This is a genomic window from Nonomuraea rosea (genome assembly GCF_039539705.1).
In the GTDB taxonomy this organism is placed as follows: domain Bacteria; phylum Actinomycetota; class Actinomycetes; order Streptosporangiales; family Streptosporangiaceae; genus Nonomuraea; species Nonomuraea rosea.
Genome location: NZ_BAABDQ010000032.1, coordinates 119,929 through 140,373 on the forward strand (window position 1 = coordinate 119,929; position 20,445 = coordinate 140,373).

Here is a 20,445-nt window from a genome sequence, read left to right on the forward strand (position 1 = left end):
TAGCTCATCGCTCACGCCCCCAATATCCTCGCCGGGGAGTACCAACATCAATGATCTGGCCGACCGGCTCCAAAGACGTCCGGCCTCGCGTACGGCGGCGCGGGCTTCGCGGGGCGCGGCCGAGGTGCCTGAGCCGCCTGGCGGGCCACATCTTCGCGGTGTCAGCTCAGCAGCAGGGCGCCGTCCCACGACGTCGTCGGGGTGTCCTCCACCGCGTACGAGTGGAGGGCGAGGGCGATGCCCGCGGCGCCTTCCAGGAAGCCGGGCCGGTCCAGGTCGCGTGCCGCGAGCGAGTGCCGGTACCGGAAGCCGAACGGCGCCTGCGGGTCGTACCCGTCCATCACCCGCACCGCCAGGTCGTCGGCGACGGCGTCATAGCCCTGGCCGGGACTGTCGTGTGCCATGCGCAGCACGATCTGCAGCAGCCCGGCCCACCCGTGGCACAGCGCGGAGTCGCGGATCAGCTCGTCGCTCGCCGCGCTCAGCGCGCCACGAAGGGCGGCGTGCGCGTCGGCGCGCCAGGCCGCGCGGTCCAGCGCGGCGCCGGCCAGATACACGGCACGGGCCGCGCCCGCGGCGCCGTAGCACCAGGAGTCACGCCCGCGTTCCGGCGGCTCCCCGCTCTCGATGTGCGCCGCCGAGATCAGGTGCGGCCAGCGCGGGCCGTGCTCGTCGGTCGTGCGCCAGCGGGACAGCAACGCCATGATCCGCTCGATGGCCTCGTCCTGACGCTCCACCTGTACCCCTGCCCGCCAGGCGATGGAGAGGAGCGCGAGCGGCCCGCAGACGCCGTGCGCGAGACCGAAGTTGACGTGCTCGGCCAGCCCGTGGTCGAGCCCTTCGGTGATCCACCACACGGGCCGGCGGGTGCCGCCGGCGGTCGCCGTGGCCACCAGCGATTCGAGCACGTCGGTCAGGGCGAGCCCCGCCGCCTGCCGCGCCGCCGGCTCGGCGGCCGACTCGTGCCGCGCCAGCAGGTAGCGGCCGATTCCGGCGGTGCCGCCGAGGACGTCGTAGCGGCTCCACGCGCCGACCGGCGCTCCGGCGCACAGCCGCTCCCGGTCGGCTCGCGCCCGTTGCCGGACCTGGTCGATGATGTGCCGGTCCAGACCCTCCAGCATCGTGGCGTAGCCGCCGGACGCGGTGGCCGCGTTGTGCCCGGCCAGCGCGAGCGCCACCATGCCGTTGAACAGCGACTGCGGCAGCAGCCGGAGCCCGCCGGCGAGCGCCGCGGACAGGTGCGCGTGCGCCCGGCCGCGCAGCTCCGGCGCCTGCGCGGCCAGCTCCGCGAACAGCAGCGCGACTCCCGGGTGACCGTCCGAGAGCGACAGCGGATCCCACACCGGCTGCGGGTCGCCCGGGTAACGCATGAGGTTGCCGGGCGCGCCCGCGATCCCGGCCACCCGGTCCGGCTCCGCCAGCCGGTCCGCGATCTCGGCGACGATGCCGGCGGCCGCCCGCCGCTGGGTCTGGTCAGTCGGTGTCAGTGCGGGTGACGGCACGGAAGCTCTCCAATTCCTGAAGCAGGTGGCGGACCTCATCGCGCTGCGGCACGGGCAGGTCACCGACGCGTACCGTCTCGCCGGCGTTCAGCCGGTCCAGCACCGCGAGGGCTTGCGCGGTGGCCGCGCCGGACGAGACGTTGCCGTTCGCGGCGTATCCGCGTGCGCCGTCGCCGGGCGCGGCCAGCAGGGGAGCGCACCCGCGGACGGGCGTGCCGTCGCCGAGCGGGCGGAACTCGGCGGGCCGCTGGGTCGGCCAGAACCCGCCCGCCGTCCTGACCTCCAGGGCCAGCTCGGTGGCCCGGGCGGCGAACCGGTCCTGGCTGAGCAGCTCCATGAAGGCGTCCACGGAGCCGGCCAGAGCCGCGGGCAGCTCACCGGACAACCGCCCGCCAGGACCGGCGTCCTGGGAGAACAACGGAGCCGACGCCGCCGGCACGGTGCCACGGAACAGATCCTTGATCTCGTAGTACGGCCGGTGCTCGCGGCGGGGAATGCCCACGTTGACGCTGGTCGCCGGTGCTTCGCCGCCGCTCTCCCCGACGTGGTAGTACCGCGACGGCCAGTACAGCAGATCCCCCGGCTCGACCTCCGCCACGAACGAGGAGGCCAGGTACGGCTGGTAGTCCAGCACCGTGTGCACCGGATCCGACCACGGGCGCTCGGCCCAGAACCGCATGCGCTTGGCCCCACGCACGCAGAACATGAAGGTGGCGAAGCGATCCTGGTGCACGCCGACCGGGCTGTGCTCGTAGGAGCCGTGGAACATCGACGAGCCCACACTGTGCGACGGCTGGCCGACCCGCTCCCAGAGACCCGCGTAGAACCGCTGGGCACGCGTCCACAGCGGGTGGGAGAAGGAGTGGAAGCGGTGCACGACGAGGGCGTAACGCTGGCCCCGCAACCGGTCGGCCATGCGCCGCTCGTAGCCGCCGAGCGAGCGGTCCGTCAGCTCCGGCAGATAGTCGCGCGGCCGCGTCTGCTGCCGCCGCTCCACGAGGATCTGCGCATTCCCCGGTACGGCGAGCGGATGCGGCGGCCGGCTGCCGAGCACGGCGGCCTCGAACACCTCCGCCTCGTCGAACGGCACGACGCCGGCCTGCTTGTACAGCACGGGTCTCCGGTCCCAGTACCGCGCTACGAAGACGTCCCAGTCGAACGTCTTCTCGATCGTCAGCGTCATCGCGCGGGCCCCTCGTTCACCTCGATGCCGCGCAGCCGGTACAGCTTGTCCAGCAACGCGAGCACGTTCTCGTCGGCACCGCCGATGGCGCGGCACGCCTCGGCGACAGTCGTCTCCTCGCCGTCGCCGAGCGCCGCGAACACCCGGTCGCTCGCGGCTCCCGGCAGGGCGAACACGTTCCCGTTGATCGCCCACACCTCGTGTCCAGGCCCGTCAGGCATCCGGACGATCTCGCCCGAGCGGCGGATCCGGGTCCGCGGCGTCATCGGGACGCCCTCGCGCGGCACCGGGATCGGTTCGAGACCGGCCGCGGAACGCAGCGCCGCCCAGCGGACCCGCAACATCCTGCGCAGCCGGCCGCCGTCCACGACCGTGCGCAGCTCGTCGCCGAGCGCGGACAGGCGGGGCAGCACCCCGCCCTGGTCGTCGACGCGGGAGCCGGGGCCGAACGGGAAGTACGGCACGGTGTCGTCATTGCCCTGCCGGCCGTGCACCAGGTCGGCGAGCAGGTCCCGCAACTCGGTGAACGGCAGCCGCCGGTCGGTCGGGATCCGCAGGCGCAGCGCCACGCACCCCTCGTGGAAGGTGTCCACGTGCCGCTGGTCGCCCGGCCAGTACAGCAGCTCCCCGGCGCCGGCGCTCACGGTCCGCACACCGTCCAGGTCCCGGTCCGGATCGGCGATCGCGGCCGGCGGGGGGCCGCGGCGCTCGTCCCACAGCCGTACGTCCATCCGCCCGCGCAGCACCCAGGTCAGCGCGGCGTGCGTCGGCGCCTCGGCCGCACCGGCGTGCTGGGTGAACCGGTCACCGATCAGCACCTCGGCGACGACCGGGAGGTTCGGCCAGCCGACCGCCTGCCACAGCCCGCGGATCGCGTCGCGCACCGCGGACCACAGCGGGTAGTCCAGCAGCAGCGGCTGCCGGACGGTGAGCAGGTGACCCTGCCCGGGCAGGTCCGTGTCCAGCCGGTCGAGGTAGTCGTCCAGGGTCCGGTCGGTGACGTCGGGCAGCAGCGTGCCGGGCGCGCGCAGCCAGCCGTCGCCGGCCAGGAACCGGACGTCGGGCATCACCCAGAACCGGGTGCCGGCGCGGAACGGGGCGCACGACTGGACGGTCAGGGCGTGGAGCCGGTCGAGGCCCACCGGCGGCCGGGCAGACAGGCGGGCGGGCTCCCTGTCCCAGTACCGCTGCCCGAACAGCGCCCAGTCGACGTCGCTCGACGCCTGTGACACCTCGTGGGTCAGTGCGCTCATGATGCCTCCTTCCCCGACAGGGGGAATCGCTGCCGGATCCGGTCGGTGTAGTCGGCCAGCGGCTCCATGCCCATCGCGGCGCGCCGGTGGTCCACCTCGTCCGGCTCCTCGATCGGGTACGGCACCAGCCTTCCGGCCACGGGCTCGAACTTCGTGCCGTACACCTGGGGGAGTCCGTCGGCCAGGCGCAGCTCGTCGGTCAGGTACGCGACCTCCCGCCATGGGAGGTCGCCGCCCGCCGCCGCCTGCCGCATCAGCTCCAGGCAGTGCCGGCGAAACTCCAGGTGCTCTCGCGCGTGCTGCACGAGGCGGCTCGCCGCCCCGGCCGCCGCGCCGCCGACCATCGCGTGACCCGGCCACCCGTGCTCGGTCACGACCCCGGACAGCCAGGCGATGCCGGCGTCGGTCAGGGTTCGCAGGCGGCGCTCGCCGGTCGTGTCGGCCATGCCGCCGTCCGCCCACGGCATCCGGATGGCGCCGTCGAGCCGGTCAAGCCGCAGCAGCCGGCGCCGTACCTCACCGGCCGGTGCCGGCTCGGCCGGGACCTCCGGGGCGTCCACGGGGTCGATGCGCAGGCGTACCTTCTCCCTGGTCCAGATGTAGGTGACCCGCCTGCCGACCTCCGGCCAGTCGAAGCCGACCTGGCCCTCGGCCGGGCTCTGCAGATGCAGCCGTACGCCCAGCGCCTTGTCCGTGACGACGAGCTCCGTCACGTCGTCGAACACGTGCTCCACCGCGTCTCGAAGCGCCACTCCGAGACCGGCCAGCTCCAGGTTCGCGCCGTCGAGCAGCTCCGGCAGCGGGGGCCAGCCGCCCTCGGGCTCCGGCCGGGCCGCGACCGGGGCGGTGCCGAACGGCCGCGGCGGCGGCGCGATCCGCAGCACCGGCCCGCCGTCCAGCGAACGGACGAAGTAGGGGACGTCCATCCGCCGGAGCTGGTCGAGCTCCGGTCGGTCGAAGCGGACGCCCGGCTCGGCGGGCACCGGCGCGGCGCCGCCGCCGGACAGCCAGCGCGGCACCAGCGCGTCGAAGTACCGGTACGTGGGCTGCCGCAGCACCCGGACGTAGTGACCGGCGGTCGCGCTCGCCAGGAACCGCCGGATCGCCGGCCGCTGCCGGCACATCAGGGTCCAGGCGTCGAACATGCCACGCAGCATGGCCGGCAGGTAAGGGCCGTACCCGGCTCTTCCTTCGGTGTCCGCGACGACGGTCCTGGTCTCTTCCCTGGTGTAAGGCCGCCGGCGGCGGTGCAGGCGCAGCGCCCCCGCAGGCTCCTCGCTCCAGCACACCGGCGGGCCCTCGGCGCTGCACCAGCGCGGGGTGCTCTCCAGGCCGACGTGGTGCTGGTCGACCTCCGCGGTCCGGTCGTGCAGCAGACCCGTGTCGTAGAGCCGGGAGACCCGGCAGAAGTAGATCTCCAGATCGATCGGATACAGCAGCGGCTCGCTCTCGCCGGGCCTGGTCCCGGTCACCACGTTGCCGCCGATCATGTCGGTGATCCCGAAGGCGAACATCGCGGCGGCCAGCGAGCCGGCCCGGTGCCAGAACCGCGCCGCCTCCCGCGGCGGTAACCGGGTACCCATCAGCCGCCACTGCCCGGACGTGCGGATCGCTCCCCACTGCGCCGGCGGCTCGATCCATTCCTGCCACAGGTAACCGGGGCCGGCACCGGTCCAGCACGAAAGCACCGGCAGCCGGACCTCACCCGACGCCGCGGGCGCGTCGTTGAGCATGCCGAACACCGACGCCGGCGAGCCGGCCCCTCCTTGCGCGGTGAACAGCAGCTCGCCGGACGCCGGGCGCGGCTTGTAGGCGACCCGGCCACCACCGGCGCAGTCCAGCCGCAACACCCGTTGCCGGCCGTTGTGGGTCTCCTCACCATGCGCCCACAAACCGATGACCGGCCCCCGGAAGGCCGGCTCCTCCGGCCAGCAGCCGCGCATGTCCCGCAGGAGACGGTCGAGGAAGAGCGTCAGAAACGCCTCGCACCGCTCCGCCCACTCCGCCACCCGGTCGCGGGCGTAATGCGCCCGGCCGGTCGCGCACGCCACGAACGCCTCGGACACCACCGGTCCGAAGAGGTCGGCGTTGGTGACGTCCAGTACGCCACCGGCCATGACCGGCGAATATCGCCGCGCGGCGCGGGCACACCAGTCGTCCAGCCGTTCCAGCAACGCCAGCAGCGGCGCGAACCGCTGGTCGGCGAGCGCGTGCGCGAGCATCCGCGCGTCCGCCGCGCCACCGAGCAATCGGTCGAGCCTGACCGTCCCTTCGGGCCCGGCCGTGACGACAGGGGGGAACAGCCCGCCCGCCGTGCCGTCGCGGACCGCGCCGATCAGCCGCCGCGCCACCGGCGGAAGCGTTGTCTCGGGGTCCTGGTGTCCGGCATCGGTGGTGGGGGCGCAGATCTCCCAGAGCGGCTCGACGTCCGCTGACGCATCCAGCAAAACTTCCCTCCCGACTCGTCGCTGCGGAGCGCAAGGCACAGCCGGGTGGCGCCGCCGGCAGCGGCGCCACCCGGCGTGTGTCAGCAGCAGTAGATGGATGCGCAACTGCCGCAGGCGGTGCCGGTGCCCGAGTTCATCGGCGACGTGAGCGGCGGGATCTCCAGCTCCAGGTCGCCGATCACCAGGTCGAACACCTCATCGGTGGTCTGCTCCGACCAGACCACGGTCTTCTCGTCGACGGTCTGCATGAGTACCCCTTCTCTCGCAGTGGGCGACAACTGCTCCTGCCGCATGACCGGCGGAACGAAAAACACAGTAGAGAAGGGCGGTATATCGCCGGTATGTCGATAAATGAGGTCACATGGGTGGTTGTCCCGTACCGAAGAGGTGCGCACAGGCCGTCGCGGCGGCGTCGCCGTCGCCTTCCACCACTGCCCGGCCCAGTTGCTGCAGGTGACGGTCGGACACGCCGGCTTCCTGGAACCCGTGCTGACATGGCTGGTCCTCGTCGTACCCGGCAGCCTGTCGTGACAGCGGCGGGAGCCGCCGGCTCAGGCCCCGACGACCCGCAGCGAGTCGGCGTGACCATCGGCGACCTGCCGGGCCTTCGGGGCCGGAGAGCCTGGAGGCGGCGGTCAGACGCTGGATTCGAGGTGCTGCTGGATGGCCGCCATGACGGCCTGCGGCGAGGCCGAGCGGCTGAAGGCGGCCACCACCACCTGCTCGCTCTTCTCCTGAGGCTGGTCGAGGTGGCGGAAGGTGGCGATGACGTAGCCGAGAGCGTGGTCGAGGGGGTCGGCGGGGTCGTAGGTGCCGCCGGCCCGGAGCCAGCCGCGTAGCACCTGGTTGTGGGCGGAGACGACGGAGGCGGCCATGAGCTCGGCGCGCAGGCCGGCGTCGGGGGCGTCGCCGAGCCATTCGCCCACGAACTCGCGGAACAGCCGCTGGTAGCGGGCCACGCTGGCGATCTCGCGGTCACGCAGCGCGGGCACCTGGCGAACCAGCTGGTAACGGCGCAGCGAGACCTCGGCGTCCTCGACGTAATGGGTGAGCACGAGGCGCACGGCGTCGGTGATGGCCACGATCGCGGTGTCGGCCGTGGAAGCGCGCAGCCGGGCGCCGATCCTGGACAGCAGCGCGTCGTGGTCGGGGAAGATCGCGTCTTCTTTGGAGCGGTAATAGCGGAAGAACGTGCTGCGGCTGACGCCCGCACGGGCCGCGATGTCGTCGACCGTCGTGGCGTCGTAACCGTTCTCGTCGAACAGGGCGACGGCGGCTTCGGCCAGGCGCTGGTGGATAGGCGGTTTCGGCACGGGTTCATTCTTCCGGATCCGAGGGTTGCCGCAGGAGTTCGATACTGAGTACCTTGATTATGGTACTCAGTCTTATCGGTGGTGACGCATGGCATCGCACAGCACCGCGGGCAGTCTGGCCCGCTTGAAGGAACGCCTGGACGAGGCGGTTCACGTCGGAGAGGCGCGGGCGGCGGCCAAGCAGCACACCAAGAGCCGGCTGACCGCGCGGGAAAGGATCGAGCGGCTGCTCGATCCCGGTTCGTTCGTCGAGCTGGACGCGCTGGCCCGGGGGTCGCTCGGTTACGGCGACGGCGTGGTCACCGGGTACGGGACGGTGGACGGCCGGCAGGTGTGCGTGTTCTCCCAGGACTTCACGGTGGCCGGGGGCTCACTGGGCGAGGTGTACGGGCAGAAGATCTGCAAGGTGATGGACCTGGCGATGCGCAACGGCTGCCCGATCATCGGCATCAACGAGGGCGCGGGCGCGCGGATCCAGGAGGGGGTGGTCTCGCTCGGCCTGTACGGGGAGATCTTCCGCCGCAACATCAGGGCCTCCGGGGTGATCCCGCAGATCTCGCTGGTCATGGGCGCGTGCGCGGGCGGCCACGTCTACTCGCCGGCGCTCACCGACTTCACGATCATGGTGGATGAGCAGTCCCACATGTTCGTCACGGGACCTGACGTGATCAAGACGGTCACGGGGGAGGACGTCACCTTTGAGGACCTCGGTGGCGGGCGGGTGCACAACAGCCGCAGCGGCGTGGCGCACTACCTGGCCTCCGACGAGGACGACGCGCTCGACTACGCGCGGGCGTTGCTGGCCTACCTGCCGGACAACAACCTCGACGAGCCGCCGCACCCGCACGTCGAGGCCGGCCTGGCGCTGACGGCCGATGATCTGGCGCTGGACGGGCTGGTGCCGGACTCGCCGAACCAGCCGTACGACATGCACGAAGTGATCGGCGCGCTGCTGGACGACGGCGGGTTTCTGGAGGTGCAGGCGCTGTTCGCGCCGAACATCGTGGTCGGGTTCGGCCGGATCGAGGGCCGGCCGGTCGGGGTGGTGGCCAACCAGCCGATGCGGCTGGCGGGCACGCTGGACATCGACGCCTCGGAGAAGGCCGCCCGGTTCGTGCGCACCTGCGACGCCTTCAGCATCCCGGTGCTCACGCTGGTGGATGTGCCCGGCTTCCTGCCCGGCACCGATCAGGAGTGGAACGGCATCATCCGGCGCGGCGCCAAGCTTCTGTACGCCTACGGCGAGGCCACGGTCCCGCTGGTCACCGTGATCACCCGCAAGGCGTACGGCGGCGCGTACGACGTGATGGGCTCCAAACACCTCGGCGCGGACGTCAACCTGGCCTGGTCCACCGCGCAGATCGCGGTCATGGGCGCCCAGGGCGCGGTCAACGTCCTGCACCGCAAGCGCCTGGCCGCCGCCGGCGACCCGGACGCGCTGCGCGCCGAGCTGGTCGCCGAGTACGAGGACACCCTGGCCACCCCGTACCTGGCGGCCGAGCGTGGTTACGTGGACGCGGTCATCGCGCCGAGCGAGACCCGCCGCGAGGTGACCCGGGCGCTGCGGCTGCTGCGCGGCAAACGCGACGCCCTGCCGCCCAAGAAGCACGGGAACATCCCCCTGTGAACGGCCTGATAGTGGTCAAGGGCGCGCCGGCACCAGAGGAGCTGGCGGCCCTCGTCGTGGCCCTGCACACCGCGCGAACGGCGCCCGCGCCGTCACCGGTGGCACGCCGCCCCCTCTTGCGCCGCCCCCTTTTGGCCGGGCCGGGTGCCTGGCGGGAGTCGAGATGGAATCTGGGAGGACACCTGTGAGCCTGCGCAAGGTGCTCATCGCCAACCGAGGCGAGATCGCCGTCCGCGTCATCCGCGCCTGCCAGGACGCCGGGATCGCCGCCGTGGCGGTCTACGCCGACCAGGACCGGGACGCGCTGCACGCCCGGCTGGCCGACGAGGCGTACGCGCTGGACGGCGGCACGCCGGGGGAGACGTACCTGTCGATCGAGAAGATCATCGGCGTGGCGGCCCGCTCCGGCGCCGGCTCCGTGCACCCCGGCTACGGCTTCCTGGCCGAGAACGCCGCCTTCGCCCAGGCCGTCCTCGACGCGGGCCTGGTCTGGATCGGCCCGCCCCCGGCGGCGATCACCGCGCTCGGCGACAAGGTCCAGGCCCGCCACATCGCCCACAAGGTCGGCGCCCCACTGGTGCCAGGCACCCCCGACCCGGTCGCGGACGTGGCCGAGGTGATCGCGTTCGCCGGGGAGCACGGCCTGCCGATCGCGATCAAGGCGGCGTTCGGCGGCGGCGGGCGCGGGTTGAAGGTGGCCCGCACCCTGGAGGAGATCCCCGCCCTGTACGACAGCGCGGTCCGCGAGGCCGTGACGGCCTTCGGCCGGGGCGAGTGCTTCGTCGAGCGTTACCTCGACCGGCCGCGCCACGTCGAGACCCAGTGCCTGGCCGACGCCCACGGCAACGTCGTCGTGGTCTCCACCCGCGACTGCTCACTCCAGCGCCGCCACCAGAAGCTCGTCGAGGAGGCCCCCGCCCCGTTCCTCACCGCCGCGCAGGAGAGGCTGCTACGCGACAGCTCCAAGGCGATCCTGCGCGAGGCCGGATATGTCGGGGCCGGCACGTGCGAGTTCCTGGTCGGCCAGGACGGGACGATCTCGTTCCTTGAGGTCAACACCAGGCTGCAGGTCGAGCACCCCGTCACCGAGGAGGTCACCGGCATCGACCTGGTCCGCGAGATGTTCCGCGTCGCCGACGGCGAGCCTCTCGGGTACGACGACCCGTCGCCGCGCGGCCACTCCATCGAGTTCCGCGTCAACGCCGAGGACCCCGGCCGGGGCTTCCTGCCCGCTCCCGGCACCATCACCCGCTGGCGTGCCCCCTCCGGCCCCGGCGTCCGCCTCGACAGCGGTTACGAGCAGGGCGAGACCGTGCCCGGCGCCTACGACTCGCTGGTCGCCAAGCTCATCGTCACCGGCGCCACTCGGGAGCAGGCGTTGCAGCGGGCCCGCCGGGCGCTGGCCGAGTTCGAGGTCGAGGGCATGCCGACCGCGCTGCCCTTCCACCAGGCGGTGGTGACCGACCCGGCCTTCACCGCCGAGCCGTTCGCCGTCCACACGCGCTGGATCGAGACCGAGTTCGACAACCGGATCGCCCCCTATGCGGGGCCGGTCACGGGCGAGGAGCCGGAGGAGCGGGAGCGGGTCACGGTCGAGGTGGCGGGCAAGCGCCTGGAGGTCGTCCTCCCGGCCGGGCTCGGCGGCACAGGGAGGAAGCCCGCTGCGCGCAGCGCGCCCCGGCGGGCCGCCAAGGCGGCTCCCGTGGCCGGCGGTGACGCGCTCGTGAGCCCGATGCAGGGCACGATCGTCAAGGTGGCCGCCGCCGACGGCGACACCGTGACCGCCGGTGACACCATCGTCGTGCTGGAGGCGATGAAGATGGAGCAGCCGCTCACCGCCCACAAGTCCGGCACCGTGGTCGGCATGACCGCCCAGGCCGGGGCCACGGTGGCGGCGGGCGCGGCGATCTGCGAGATCAAGGACCCGGCCTGAGCCGGGACCTGGCCGACTCACCCGCCACCGCGCCGCCGCCCCCCGGTCAGCGGCCGGTCGGCGGGAGGCGGCGCAGCAGGTACGTGTCCATGATCCAGCCCTTGCGGGCGCGGGCCTCCTCGCGCAGCTCGACCAGCTCGTGCTTGACCTCGCCCTTGCCGACGACGAAGAACACGTCCGTGGCGGCGATGGCCTTGACCGCCTGCAAGGTGAGTGGTCGGGATCGCCGGCCCCGATCCCGATGACGAGTAGCCGCTTCACCCGGGAAGTCGGCTAGAACGCCGGATATACGATTTACCCCGCTGTCCACCCGCCGTACACCCAAGGAGGAACGTGGACCTGGCCGAGCAAGGTGCCGCCTTCGCCGCCTTCTGGCAGGAGCGGCACCTGTGCACGCTCGCCACCGCCCGCGCCGACGCCCCGCCGCACGTCGTGCCGGTGGGCGTGACGCTGGATCTGGCCGCCGGCATCGCCAGGGTGATCACCTCGGGGTCGTCGCACAAGGCCAGGCTCATCGGCACGTCGGGCGCGCAGGTCGCGCTCTGCCAGGTGGACGGCCGCCGCTGGTCGACGCTGGAGGGCCGGGCCGTGCTGCGCACCGAGCCGGAGCAGGTGGCCGACGCGGAACGCCGCTACGCCGCCCGGTACAAGCCGCCCCGGATCAATCCCTCCCGCGTGGTCGTGGAGATCCAGGTGACCCGCGTGCTGGGCAACGTGTGATCACGGTCGTCGGCCGGCGTTGCCCATGGCGATGCTCATGCCGCTGCGCACGAACATCAGCACGTCGTTCGGCTGGTCGCCGCGTGACGATCTGGTCCAGCGGGATCCGGTAGAAGCGGGACAGCCGTTCGACCACCACGCCCTTGTTGGCCGTCGGATGCGTGACGTCCAGGTAGTACGGCTGGGACCGGGCGGCCGATACGTGGGCGGAGAACCGCGCCTGGACGTCGGCCTCGCACCGCGCCACCAGGTCGTGGTCGTCGCTGACTCCGACGATCTTGATGACGCGGTCGAGCAGCCCGTCGTACGACGGCTTGTCCTCGGTGAACAGTTCGACGAACTCCTTGTCCGTCGTCCCGTGCGGGTGGTGCTCGACCGGGAACAGGCGCATGAGGTCGACCACGTTGACGACGCGTACCCGCAGGTCCGGCACGAGGCGGCGCAAGTGCCAGGAGGTGCATGAGGATGTTGCCCTTGCAGTCGGCGGCGCCGCGCCCGTACCAGCGGCCGTCCACCTCGGTGAACCGGAACGGCGGCGTCCGCCACTCGGCCTCGGCGAGCGGCGGCTGCACGTCGTAGTGGGCGTAGAGCGGCACCGTCGGCGCGTCCGGGTCGGCGCGGGGCCTGGACCCGATCACCGCCTGGCTGCCGTCGGCCGTCTCGGCCCGGAGCATGAGCTCCGCGACGCGAGATCGCAGCTCAGCAGCGTCCACGGCTCACCCTCCCGCCACGTCGGCCGTCATCAGGCCCTCGATGAACTCCCGATAGGCGGCGAGCTGGTCCGGGCAGTAGGTCTGCACGATCAGCTTGCCGCCCTGGAGAGCCTTGCTGTCGGCGATGACGGGCCGCGTGCCGGGCCCGCCGGCCCCGTTCGAGAGCTGGGCCTGCAGGTTCGCCTGGTTCAGCGCCTCGTTGGGCCCCGCGCAGACCGCGCCGCCGTCCTCGCCGAGCACGCTGACGACCTGGTCCTTGGACGGCAGGCTCACCGCCCCCGCCTGCTGCAGCGCCGCGATGAACTGGTCGGCCTTCTGCTCGGCCGTGTCGGTGGGAGCGGGGGAGGGGACGACGAGCAGGGCGCCGACCATGGCGCAGACGAGCACGACGCAGATGACGACGTACACGGTGGTTCGCTCTCCCCGGCTGGAGGTGCCCATGGTCGAGGTCATGACGCCTCCGTCTGCTTCCACGAGGGCTTCCGCAGCCGGTAGAACAGGTACGGCACGAGCAGGCCGAGCCCGAGGGCGCCCCCCGCCACGAACGCGATGTACAGCGTGACGTTGCCGGACCCGAACTGCGACGGCGGCACGAACCCGACCAGCAGCGCGGCCAGCGAGGCGGCGAATCCGACGCCGCAGAGGCCCGTCAGCATGGGGGCGCGGTAGCCGCGCGGATGATCGGGGTGGCTGCGGCGCAGCCGGACCGCGGCCACGAACAACAGCAGGTACATGATCAGGTAGACCTGGGTGGTGATCACCGAGAAGATCCAGTACGCGCTGGAGACGTCGGGGATGAAGGCGTACAGCATCGCGATCAGCGTGGTGACCAGACCCTGCACGACCAGGATGTTCTGCTGGACGCCGTGCTTGTTGAGCCGCTGCAGGTACGGCGGCAGGTAACCCTCCTGGCGCGCGATGAGCAGCAGCCCCTTGGACGGCCCGGCCAGCCAGGTCAGCATGCCGCCGAGCGAGGCGGTGACCAGCATGATGCCGATGATCGGGGTCAGCCACTGGGAGCCGAACTCGGCGAACACCGCGTCGAAGGCCTGCATCACGCCCGCCGTGAGCGAGAGCTGCTCCGCCGGGACGACCCAGCTGATGGCCAGCGCGGGCAGGATGAAGATCGCCAGCACCATGGCCATGGCCAGGAAGATCGCCCGCGGGAACTCCTTGGCCGGCTTGCGCAGCGACGACACGTGCACTGCGTTCATCTCCATGCCCGAGTAGGACAGGAAGTTGTTCACGATCAGCACCAGGCTCGCCAGCCCGGCCCAGGCCGGGAGCAGGTTGCCGGTCGTCATCGGCGCGGCCGAGGCGTTGCCCTGGCCGAGGAAGAGGACGCCGGGCACGACCAGCAGGATGCCGGGCACGAGCGTCCCGATGATCAGGCCGCCGCTGGCCAGGCCCGCCACGCCCTTGGTCCCGCGTGCGGAGATCCACACGCCGGTCCAGTAGCAGACCACGATGACCGCGGCGGTCCACACGCCGTTCGAGGCCAGGCCCGGGTTGAAGACGTAGGCGAGCGTGCTGGCCACGTACCCCAGCAGGCTCGGATAGTAGAAGATCGTCATCGCGAACTGACACCAGACCGCGAGGAACCCCATCGGCTTGGAGATCCCGAGGCTGACCCAGTTGTAGACGCCGCCCTCCCATCCGGAGGCCAGCTCCGCCGACACCAGCGAGGTCGGGAGCAGGAACACCAGGGCGGGCACGAGATACAGGAAGATGCAGGCCAGACCGTAGACGGCCATGGTGGGGGAGGGGCGCAGGCCGGCCACGGAGCTCGTGGTCATCATCGCCAGGGCCACCCAGGAGATCCATACCGTGGCGGGGACCCGGGGCCGCGCCGAAGCCCGCGGCGGGTCGACCGGCACGTCCGCAGCGCTCATCGCGCGCCCGCCCGTTGAGAAAGGATCATTCTCATCGCCCCTTGACGTGTGGTTAGGGTGCTCCCAGGTTGGGCGACGGTGAAACGGCCGGAATCCCCCCTTGCGGGGGATAGTGCACACGATCGTGCCGCTGCGACATGGTGACCGTATGAGACCCGACACACACCCGAACGCCGTGCTCACCCGGCGCTTGTACGAGCTGATCGGCAACGGCGATCTCACCGGTTATCTCGGCCTGATCGCCGACGACGCCGTTTTCCACATCGGCGGCGACAGCATCGTGGCCGGCGAGCATCGCGGCAAGCACGCCATCATCAGGCTCGGCACGCTCGCGCTCGAAGAGACGGGCGGCACCTTCAGGACCGGCCTGCTCTCCGTACAGGCCAACGACACTTACGCGGTCGCTCTGCACCGCTGGACGGCGGAGCGCCGCGGAGAGCGCGTCGAGATGGACAATTTCAACGTCTACGGCTTCGAGCGAGGGCTGGTCGTGGACCGCTGGGAATACGTGGCCGACCAGCGCGCCCACGACGCTTTCTGGCGCCGATGACGGCTCGGCCGACGCCTTCAGCGATCAGGCGGCCGGTTCCCGAGCACGCCGCACGCGATAAACCCGTGGCGACGCCGGTGATCATCTGGCGATAATGGCCGGCGTGGAAGAGGAGGTAGAGGTCGTCGTCGCCCATAGCGAGCGCGCGACCCTGCGCGTCGGCGACGTGTTCCTGAAGATCGACGCCGATCAGGCGCGCACCGACGTCGAGGTCGAGGCGATGGCCATGGCGCCGCTCCCGACCCCGCGGATCCTGTGGCGGAAGCCGCCCGTGCTCGCGCTCGCCGCCCTCCCGGGGAAGGCGCTCGGCCGCCTCGGCGAGCCGTCGGCCGCGTCGCCTGCGGCGTGGGCCGCGGCGGGTGCCGCCGCACGGATGCTGCACGACGCGCCGCTGCCGCCTTGGCCCGGCCGGTGCCTCGACGAGATCGCCTCGCACCTCGACGCCGAGTGCGCGTGGCTCGTCACGAACGACGTCCTTCCCGCCGACCTGGTCACGCGCAACCGCCAGGTGGCCGAGGCCGCGCTCCGGCCGTGGACACCGGTGTTCACGCACGGCGACCTGCAGGTCTCCCACGTGTTCATGGACGGTGACGAGATCACCGGCGTGATCGACTGGTCCGAGGCGGCCCGGGGCGACGCCCTGTTCGACCTCGCCATCTTGACGCTCGGCCACGAGGAGCACCTGGGCGACGTCGTCGCCGGCTACAGCGCCGACGTCGACCTCGACGTGATCCGCGGGTGGTGGTCGTTGCGAAGCCTGACGGCGATCCGCTGGCTGGCCGAGCACGGCTTCGACCCGTCCTTGCCAGGCTGCGAGGTCGACGTGCTGAGATCCCGGATGTGAGGCCGCACGAGCCCGGCGGCACCCACGTCAAGGCGGCCTACGGCAGCAGTTTGTTGATCTCTTCGACCGCCGCGCGGATCCTGGAGAGGATGCGCGGCCTGGCGTCCGGGGTCATCCGGCTGAGCGGCGCGGAGGCGGTCACGGCCAGCCGGCCCCATGGCGTCACCGCCAGGGCGACGCCGATCGAGGCCACGCCTTCCTCGCTCTCCTCCTCGCTGGTGGCGTAGCCCGCCCGCCGTACCTCCTCCAGGACTTCCAGGAGGCGGGTGCGTGACCCGATCGAGTGCGTGGTGCACTGGGACAGGTTCTCGTCGGGATACAGCGCGAGCAGCTCGGGCTCGCTGAGGGTGGAGAGCATGGCTTTGCCGTTCGAGGTGCAGTGGGCGGACATCGACCGGCCGAGGCGGCCACCCACGCGCAGCGCCCTGCTGCTCTCGATCGAGTCGATGAAGTGCACCTCCCTGCCCTCCAGCCGGCCCAGGTGGATGGTCTCGCCCACCTCGGCGTTCAGGCTTTCGAGCACGGGCCTGGCCACGGTGCGCACGTCCATCCGGCGCAGGACGCCGAGGGCCACGCCGTCCAGGGTCGGACCGGCGACCCAGCCGCGCGTCTCCGCGTCCTGGCGGACGAATCCGCGGTACTGCAACATGGCCAGCAGCCGGTGCGCCGTGGAGGAGGCCACCCCGAGGTAGCGGCCCACCTCGGTCAGCCGGACGCTCGGCCGTTCGCTCATCAGGACCAGCAGCCGCAACGCGTTGTCCACCGATTCGATCGGATACTGCGGCACTGTCCCAAATTCCGGGGCCATCGGGAACACCTCGGATTCACCCATGCGTGAAGGGTACGTGGAGGCGGAGTGGCGGCATCATCGGGCCGCCGGGGGCATCAGACCGGGCGGCAGGCCGGCCATCGGATCCTGGACGACGTCGATGATCGCCGGAAGCGGCTGCGCCAGCGCCTCCTCGACGGCCGGCCCCAGATCCTCCTCCCGCTCCACCCTGCGGCCGAAGCCGCCGAGGTCGCGGGCGAACGCGGCGAAGTCCGGGTTGCCGTAGAAGACGCCCAGGTAGCGTCCCTCGTGCGCGAACCGCTGGCGGTCCCTGGTGTTGCCGTAGGCGAAGTTGTTCATCACCACGTTGACCAGCGGAATCCGCTCCCTCACGCAGGTCTCGAAGTCCTGGGCGACCATCCAGAAGCTGCCGTCGCCGCTCACCGTCACCACGCGCAGGCCCGGACGGGCCAGCGCGATGCCCATGCCGGCGGGCAGCCCCCAGGCCATCGCGCCGCCGGCCGAGCCGAAGAACGTGCCGGGACGCGGCAGCGGAAGATGCCGTGCGGTCCACGGGCCGAAGCTGGGCGCGTCCTGGACGAGCACGATGTCGTCGCGTTCCACGAGCGTGCGCAGCACGTGTACGGCGGCGCCGCTGCCGACACCCGTTCCCGGCGCGTCCTGAACGGTGTGCACGGCCTGCTCGAACTGGGCGCGCAGCTTGTCCAGCCGGGCCTGCCGCGCCGACCGGTCCGCGGTGGGAGCGCTGCCGAGCAGGGCGGCCGCGGCCAGCCGGGCGTCGGACACGATGCCGACCTCGGGGACGTAGACCCGGCCCAGCTCCATGGGATCGATGTCCACGTGCACCAGCCGGGTCTCCGGTGCGATCAGCGTCCACCGCTTGGTCGTGAACTCGGAGAACCGGCAGCCGATCGCGAGCAGGACGTCCGCCTCCGCGATCACCCGCTCGGACACCTCGTGTGCGCCGTACCCGAGAGCGCCCAGGTAGGCGGGGTGGCCGTGCGGCACCAGACCCTGGCGCAGCCAGGTCGTCAGCAACGGCGCGGCCATCGTCTCCGCCAGCGCGAGAAAGGCATCATGATCACCGGCCGCGCCCCTGCCTACGCGGTGATCACCGGCCGCGCCGCCGCCGAGCAGGATCGCGGGCCGCTCGGCGCTCTCCATCACCGACCACGCCTCGCTGATCGCCGCGGGCGCCGGGCCCGGCGGATGCGGCCGATACCTCCGCGCCGGCGCGCCGTCGGCCACCCCCTGCAGCACGTTGAGCGGCAGCGACACGACGACGGGACCCGGCCGGCCTGACTGCGCCACCCGTACGGCACGCTGCAGCAACTCGGGGATCCTGGCCACCTGGTGCACCTCGACGGCCCACTTGGTCATCGGGCGGAACGTGGCGAGCACGTCCATCTCCTCGAACGCGCGGCGTTCGACCACGTCGGAGGGCACCTGACCGATCAGCACGAGCAGCGGCACGGACTCGTCGTAGGCGTTGTGGACGGCGATGGCGAGGTTGGCCGCACCGGGCCCCCGGGAGGCCAGGCAGACCCCGAGACCCCTTCGCGACCTGGAGTATCCGTCGGCGAGGAAGCCGGCGACCTGCTCGTGCCTGGTGGAGACGAACCGGATGGCGTCCTGCCGGGCCAGGCTGTCGATGAGGTCCATCACCGTGGTCCCCGGCACTCCGGCCACCAGCTCGACTCCCTCAGCGGTCAAGCACTCGACGACCAGATCCGCTCCTGTGCGTGCCATGGCTCCTCAATTTCTCCGCTGACAAGAAGGCGCTTCTGCTGAACAGAAGCATCTCCGGGGCGGCCGGCGACCGTCAAGGCCCGTCACGGTCGATGGGGAGCCCGGTACGGCCGCGCGCACCCCGAGGCCGTGGTCACCGCGGATCTGGCCGGGCTGCCGATCCGCCCCATCGTCGGCGCGTTCGACATTCCCGGCGCGAAGCTGGCCGCCGGCGGGGTGCCCGTCTATCCCCGCGGCGTCCTGATCCGCGACCGGCGGCTGGCCGCGGAGATGGTTCTGGCCATGGCGGACCGGCCGGTCGTGGTGCTCCGCGGCCACGGGCTGACCAGCGGCGGCGCCGACGTTCCCGAGGCCGTGCTGCGTGCCGTATCCGTGGACAGGATCGCCAGGATGTCGCTCGCCGTGCTCGCGGCGGGCGGCGAGCTACGCGACCTGCCCGCCGAGGACCTGGCCGAGCTGCCCGACCTAGGCCCGGCCTTCAACAGAGACGTGGCATGGCGGCATGAGCTGGCCAGGCTGCAAGCGACGAAGGAGAACACACCGGAATAAGCACGGCGATCCGCGACCTGGTGGCGACATCCTCTCAAGTGCTGGCCGCAGCCGGACAAGGTGACCTGATCTGGGGCCACTCCTCGGCACGTGACCCGGACGGCCGGGGCGTGTGGATCAAGGCGGCCGAGTGGGGGATGGAGGAGGTCACCGCCGACCGGGTGCACCTCGTCGACGACCAGGGAGCCGTGGTGGAGGGCGAGGGTGCGCGGCACAGCGAGTACCCCATCCACACCGAGATCATGGCCGCCCGTCCCGACGTCGGCGGCGTCGTCCACACCCACGCACCCCACGCGGTCGCCCTGGCCGCGACCGGCCAGTCACTCCGCCCGGTCAGCCACGCGGCCACCTACTTCTTCCCGCCGGAGGTGCCGCGCTTCACCCGGACCGCCGATCTCGTCCTCACCAGGGAGCTCGGCCGGTCGCTGGCGCTCACCCTGGGCGACGCCCGGGCGGTCTTCCTGGTCAACCACGGGCTCGTCGCCGTCGGCCGCACCCTGGAGGCCGCCACCGTGGCCGCCATCCTCCTCGACCGCGCCTGCGCCCAGCAACTCCGCACCCACGCGGGGGCGGCCGCCCATCCTGGTCGTCGGACGAGGAATCTCTGTCCAAGCGCGAGCACATCTACCACGACGCGGCCATCGCCTCGGTCTGGGACTACCTCGTCCGCCGCCTGAACGATGGTCAGCGGGCGGCGGCCCGGGCGATGACGGCGGCCACCGCGGCCGGGTTCGACACGTAGACGGCGTGGCTGCCGGGGGTCTCGGTCACGGTGGAGCCCGCTCGCTCCGCCATGGCGCGCTGCGCGGGCGGGGGGATCATCCGGTCGTCGCTCGCGACCAGGTACCAGCTGGGCTTGATCCGCCAGGCGGGCTCGGTGACCGCTCCGCCGAGGGCGTCCACGCCCCAGGGGACCTGGGAGTCGGCCATGAACGCGGCCTGCTCGGCGGGCAGGTCGGCGGCGAACGAGGCGTGGAACCTCGCGCGGTCCAGGAACAGGAACCCGTCCACCGGCGCCAGGATCGGCGGGACCGGCGCCCCGGGGGGCGGGTCGGCGATCAGCGAGTTCACCGACTCGCCCTTGTCGGGGGCGAAGGCCGCGATGTAGACCAGGGCCGTCACGCCGGCGTGGGTACCGGCCTCGGTGACGACGACCCCGCCGTAGGAATGGCCCACCAGGACGACCGGGCCGTCCTGGGCGTCGATGATCTGCCGGGTCGCGGCGACGTCACCCGCCAGCGACAGGGTCGGGTTCTGTACGACGGCGACGTCGAAGCCGTCGTTCCGCAGCAGGGTGTGGACGCCCTGCCAGCCGGACCCGTCCACGAACCCGCCGTGGACCAGGACGATGCGCGGGGTTGCCGAGTCGGTGCTCATGCT

The 20,445-nt window shown here is 72.0% G+C and carries 20 protein-coding genes and 2 pseudogenes; 8 read left to right on the forward strand and 14 right to left on the reverse strand.

Going from position 1 to position 20,445, the window contains the following annotated elements; genetic code table 11:
• Window positions 1-161: 161 nt before the first annotated feature.
• From ABEA43_RS47785 to ABEA43_RS47805, 5 genes are all read right to left on the reverse strand, one after another.
• A complete protein-coding gene (locus ABEA43_RS47785) occupies window positions 162-1,502 on the reverse strand; it encodes a lanthionine synthetase C family protein (protein ID WP_345572744.1) in 1,341 nt (446 codons plus the stop codon).
• Window positions 1,474-2,685: a JmjC domain-containing protein gene (locus ABEA43_RS47790; protein WP_345572745.1), complete on the reverse strand. Its 1,212-nt coding sequence runs from the start codon at window positions 2,683-2,685 to the stop codon at window positions 1,474-1,476. Before ABEA43_RS47790 ends, ABEA43_RS47785 begins: the two co-directional genes overlap by 29 nt.
• On the reverse strand, window positions 2,682-3,938 hold the full coding sequence (locus ABEA43_RS47795) for a hypothetical protein (RefSeq protein WP_345572746.1): 1,257 nt from the start codon (window positions 3,936-3,938) through the stop codon (window positions 2,682-2,684). The genes ABEA43_RS47790 and ABEA43_RS47795 overlap by 4 nt, the downstream gene beginning before the upstream one ends.
• The gene (locus ABEA43_RS47800) at window positions 3,935-6,385 is read right to left on the reverse strand and encodes a DUF6624 domain-containing protein (RefSeq protein WP_345572747.1); all 2,451 of its coding nucleotides are present in this window, start codon (window positions 6,383-6,385) and stop codon (window positions 3,935-3,937) included. Before ABEA43_RS47800 ends, ABEA43_RS47795 begins: the two co-directional genes overlap by 4 nt.
• A gap of 80 nt (window positions 6,386-6,465) precedes the next feature.
• Window positions 6,466-6,633, reverse strand: coding sequence for a hypothetical protein (locus tag ABEA43_RS47805; RefSeq protein ID WP_345572748.1), 168 nt, complete (start codon window positions 6,631-6,633; stop codon window positions 6,466-6,468).
• A 121-nt stretch (window positions 6,634-6,754) separates the two neighbouring features.
• Here ABEA43_RS47805 and ABEA43_RS47810 point away from each other — a divergent pair, with 121 nt between their 5' ends.
• Window positions 6,755-6,916 (forward strand): hypothetical protein, encoded by a 162-nt coding sequence (locus ABEA43_RS47810; protein ID WP_345572749.1) that lies wholly within the window; start codon window positions 6,755-6,757, stop codon window positions 6,914-6,916.
• A 104-nt stretch (window positions 6,917-7,020) separates the two neighbouring features.
• Here ABEA43_RS47810 and ABEA43_RS47815 read toward each other — a convergent pair whose 3' ends face one another.
• Window positions 7,021-7,698, reverse strand: coding sequence for a TetR family transcriptional regulator (locus ABEA43_RS47815; RefSeq protein ID WP_345572750.1), 678 nt, complete (start codon window positions 7,696-7,698; stop codon window positions 7,021-7,023).
• Between the two features lie 88 nt (window positions 7,699-7,786).
• Between ABEA43_RS47815 and ABEA43_RS47820 the strand changes: the two genes are divergently transcribed.
• The gene (locus ABEA43_RS47820; RefSeq protein ID WP_345572751.1) at window positions 7,787-9,325 is read left to right on the forward strand and encodes an acyl-CoA carboxylase subunit beta; all 1,539 of its coding nucleotides are present in this window, start codon (window positions 7,787-7,789) and stop codon (window positions 9,323-9,325) included.
• 190 nt (window positions 9,326-9,515) lie between these two features.
• Complete coding sequence (locus tag ABEA43_RS47830) at window positions 9,516-11,258, forward strand: acetyl/propionyl/methylcrotonyl-CoA carboxylase subunit alpha (RefSeq protein ID WP_345572772.1); 1,743 nt, start codon at window positions 9,516-9,518, stop codon at window positions 11,256-11,258.
• Between the two features lie 46 nt (window positions 11,259-11,304).
• On the opposite strand, the gene ABEA43_RS47835 is transcribed toward ABEA43_RS47830, so the two are convergent.
• Complete coding sequence (locus ABEA43_RS47835; RefSeq protein WP_345572752.1) at window positions 11,305-11,466, reverse strand: hypothetical protein; 162 nt, start codon at window positions 11,464-11,466, stop codon at window positions 11,305-11,307.
• A 125-nt stretch (window positions 11,467-11,591) separates the two neighbouring features.
• Here ABEA43_RS47835 and ABEA43_RS47840 point away from each other — a divergent pair, with 125 nt between their 5' ends.
• Window positions 11,592-11,978, forward strand: a complete 387-nt coding sequence (locus tag ABEA43_RS47840) for a pyridoxamine 5'-phosphate oxidase family protein (protein ID WP_345572753.1) — start codon at window positions 11,592-11,594, stop codon at window positions 11,976-11,978.
• On the opposite strand, the gene ABEA43_RS47845 is transcribed toward ABEA43_RS47840, so the two are convergent.
• The 4 genes and pseudogenes from ABEA43_RS47845 to gadC all read right to left on the reverse strand — a co-directional run bounded on the left by ABEA43_RS47845 (window position 11,920) and on the right by gadC (window position 14,583).
• Complete coding sequence (locus ABEA43_RS47845; protein WP_425570532.1) at window positions 11,920-12,423, reverse strand: phosphoketolase family protein; 504 nt, start codon at window positions 12,421-12,423, stop codon at window positions 11,920-11,922. The genes ABEA43_RS47840 and ABEA43_RS47845 overlap by 59 nt on opposite strands.
• A 55-nt stretch (window positions 12,424-12,478) precedes the next feature.
• Window positions 12,479-12,652: pseudogene (locus tag ABEA43_RS47855) on the reverse strand (dipeptidase); the annotation flags it as partial.
• A 42-nt stretch (window positions 12,653-12,694) separates the two neighbouring features.
• The gene (locus ABEA43_RS47860) at window positions 12,695-13,144 is read right to left on the reverse strand and encodes a hypothetical protein (RefSeq protein WP_345572754.1); all 450 of its coding nucleotides are present in this window, start codon (window positions 13,142-13,144) and stop codon (window positions 12,695-12,697) included.
• On the reverse strand, window positions 13,141-14,583 hold the full coding sequence (gene gadC, locus ABEA43_RS47865) for a glutamate/gamma-aminobutyrate antiporter GadC (RefSeq protein ID WP_345572755.1): 1,443 nt from the start codon (window positions 14,581-14,583) through the stop codon (window positions 13,141-13,143). Before gadC ends, ABEA43_RS47860 begins: the two co-directional genes overlap by 4 nt.
• Window positions 14,584-14,731: 148 nt before the next feature.
• On the opposite strand from gadC, the gene ABEA43_RS47870 reads away from it, so the two are divergent.
• Together ABEA43_RS47870 and ABEA43_RS47875 are read left to right on the forward strand one after the other, a co-directional pair.
• Entirely contained in the window at window positions 14,732-15,133 is a 402-nt protein-coding gene (locus ABEA43_RS47870) for a nuclear transport factor 2 family protein (RefSeq protein WP_345572756.1), read from the forward strand.
• Window positions 15,134-15,236: 103 nt separating this feature from the next.
• A complete protein-coding gene (locus ABEA43_RS47875; RefSeq protein WP_345572757.1) occupies window positions 15,237-15,977 on the forward strand; it encodes a phosphotransferase in 741 nt (246 codons plus the stop codon).
• 37 nt (window positions 15,978-16,014) lie between these two features.
• On the opposite strand, the gene ABEA43_RS47880 is transcribed toward ABEA43_RS47875, so the two are convergent.
• Both ABEA43_RS47880 and ABEA43_RS47885 read right to left on the reverse strand, forming a co-directional pair.
• The gene (locus ABEA43_RS47880) at window positions 16,015-16,809 is read right to left on the reverse strand and encodes an IclR family transcriptional regulator (RefSeq protein WP_345572758.1); all 795 of its coding nucleotides are present in this window, start codon (window positions 16,807-16,809) and stop codon (window positions 16,015-16,017) included.
• Window positions 16,810-16,842: 33 nt separating this feature from the next.
• Window positions 16,843-18,516, reverse strand: coding sequence for a thiamine pyrophosphate-binding protein (locus tag ABEA43_RS47885; protein WP_345572759.1), 1,674 nt, complete (start codon window positions 18,514-18,516; stop codon window positions 16,843-16,845).
• A gap of 126 nt (window positions 18,517-18,642) precedes the next feature.
• Between ABEA43_RS47885 and phtC the strand changes: the two are divergent.
• A pseudogene (phtC, locus tag ABEA43_RS47890) lies at window positions 18,643-19,065 on the forward strand (3,4-dihydroxyphthalate decarboxylase); the annotation flags it as partial.
• Window positions 19,066-19,085: 20 nt separating this feature from the next.
• Window positions 19,086-19,742: a class II aldolase/adducin family protein gene (locus tag ABEA43_RS47895; protein ID WP_345572761.1), complete on the forward strand. Its 657-nt coding sequence runs from the start codon at window positions 19,086-19,088 to the stop codon at window positions 19,740-19,742.
• A gap of 7 nt (window positions 19,743-19,749) precedes the next feature.
• Here ABEA43_RS47895 and ABEA43_RS47900 read toward each other — a convergent pair whose 3' ends face one another.
• The gene (locus ABEA43_RS47900; RefSeq protein ID WP_345572762.1) at window positions 19,750-20,442 is read right to left on the reverse strand and encodes an alpha/beta hydrolase; all 693 of its coding nucleotides are present in this window, start codon (window positions 20,440-20,442) and stop codon (window positions 19,750-19,752) included.
• Window positions 20,443-20,445 lie beyond the last annotated feature (3 nt).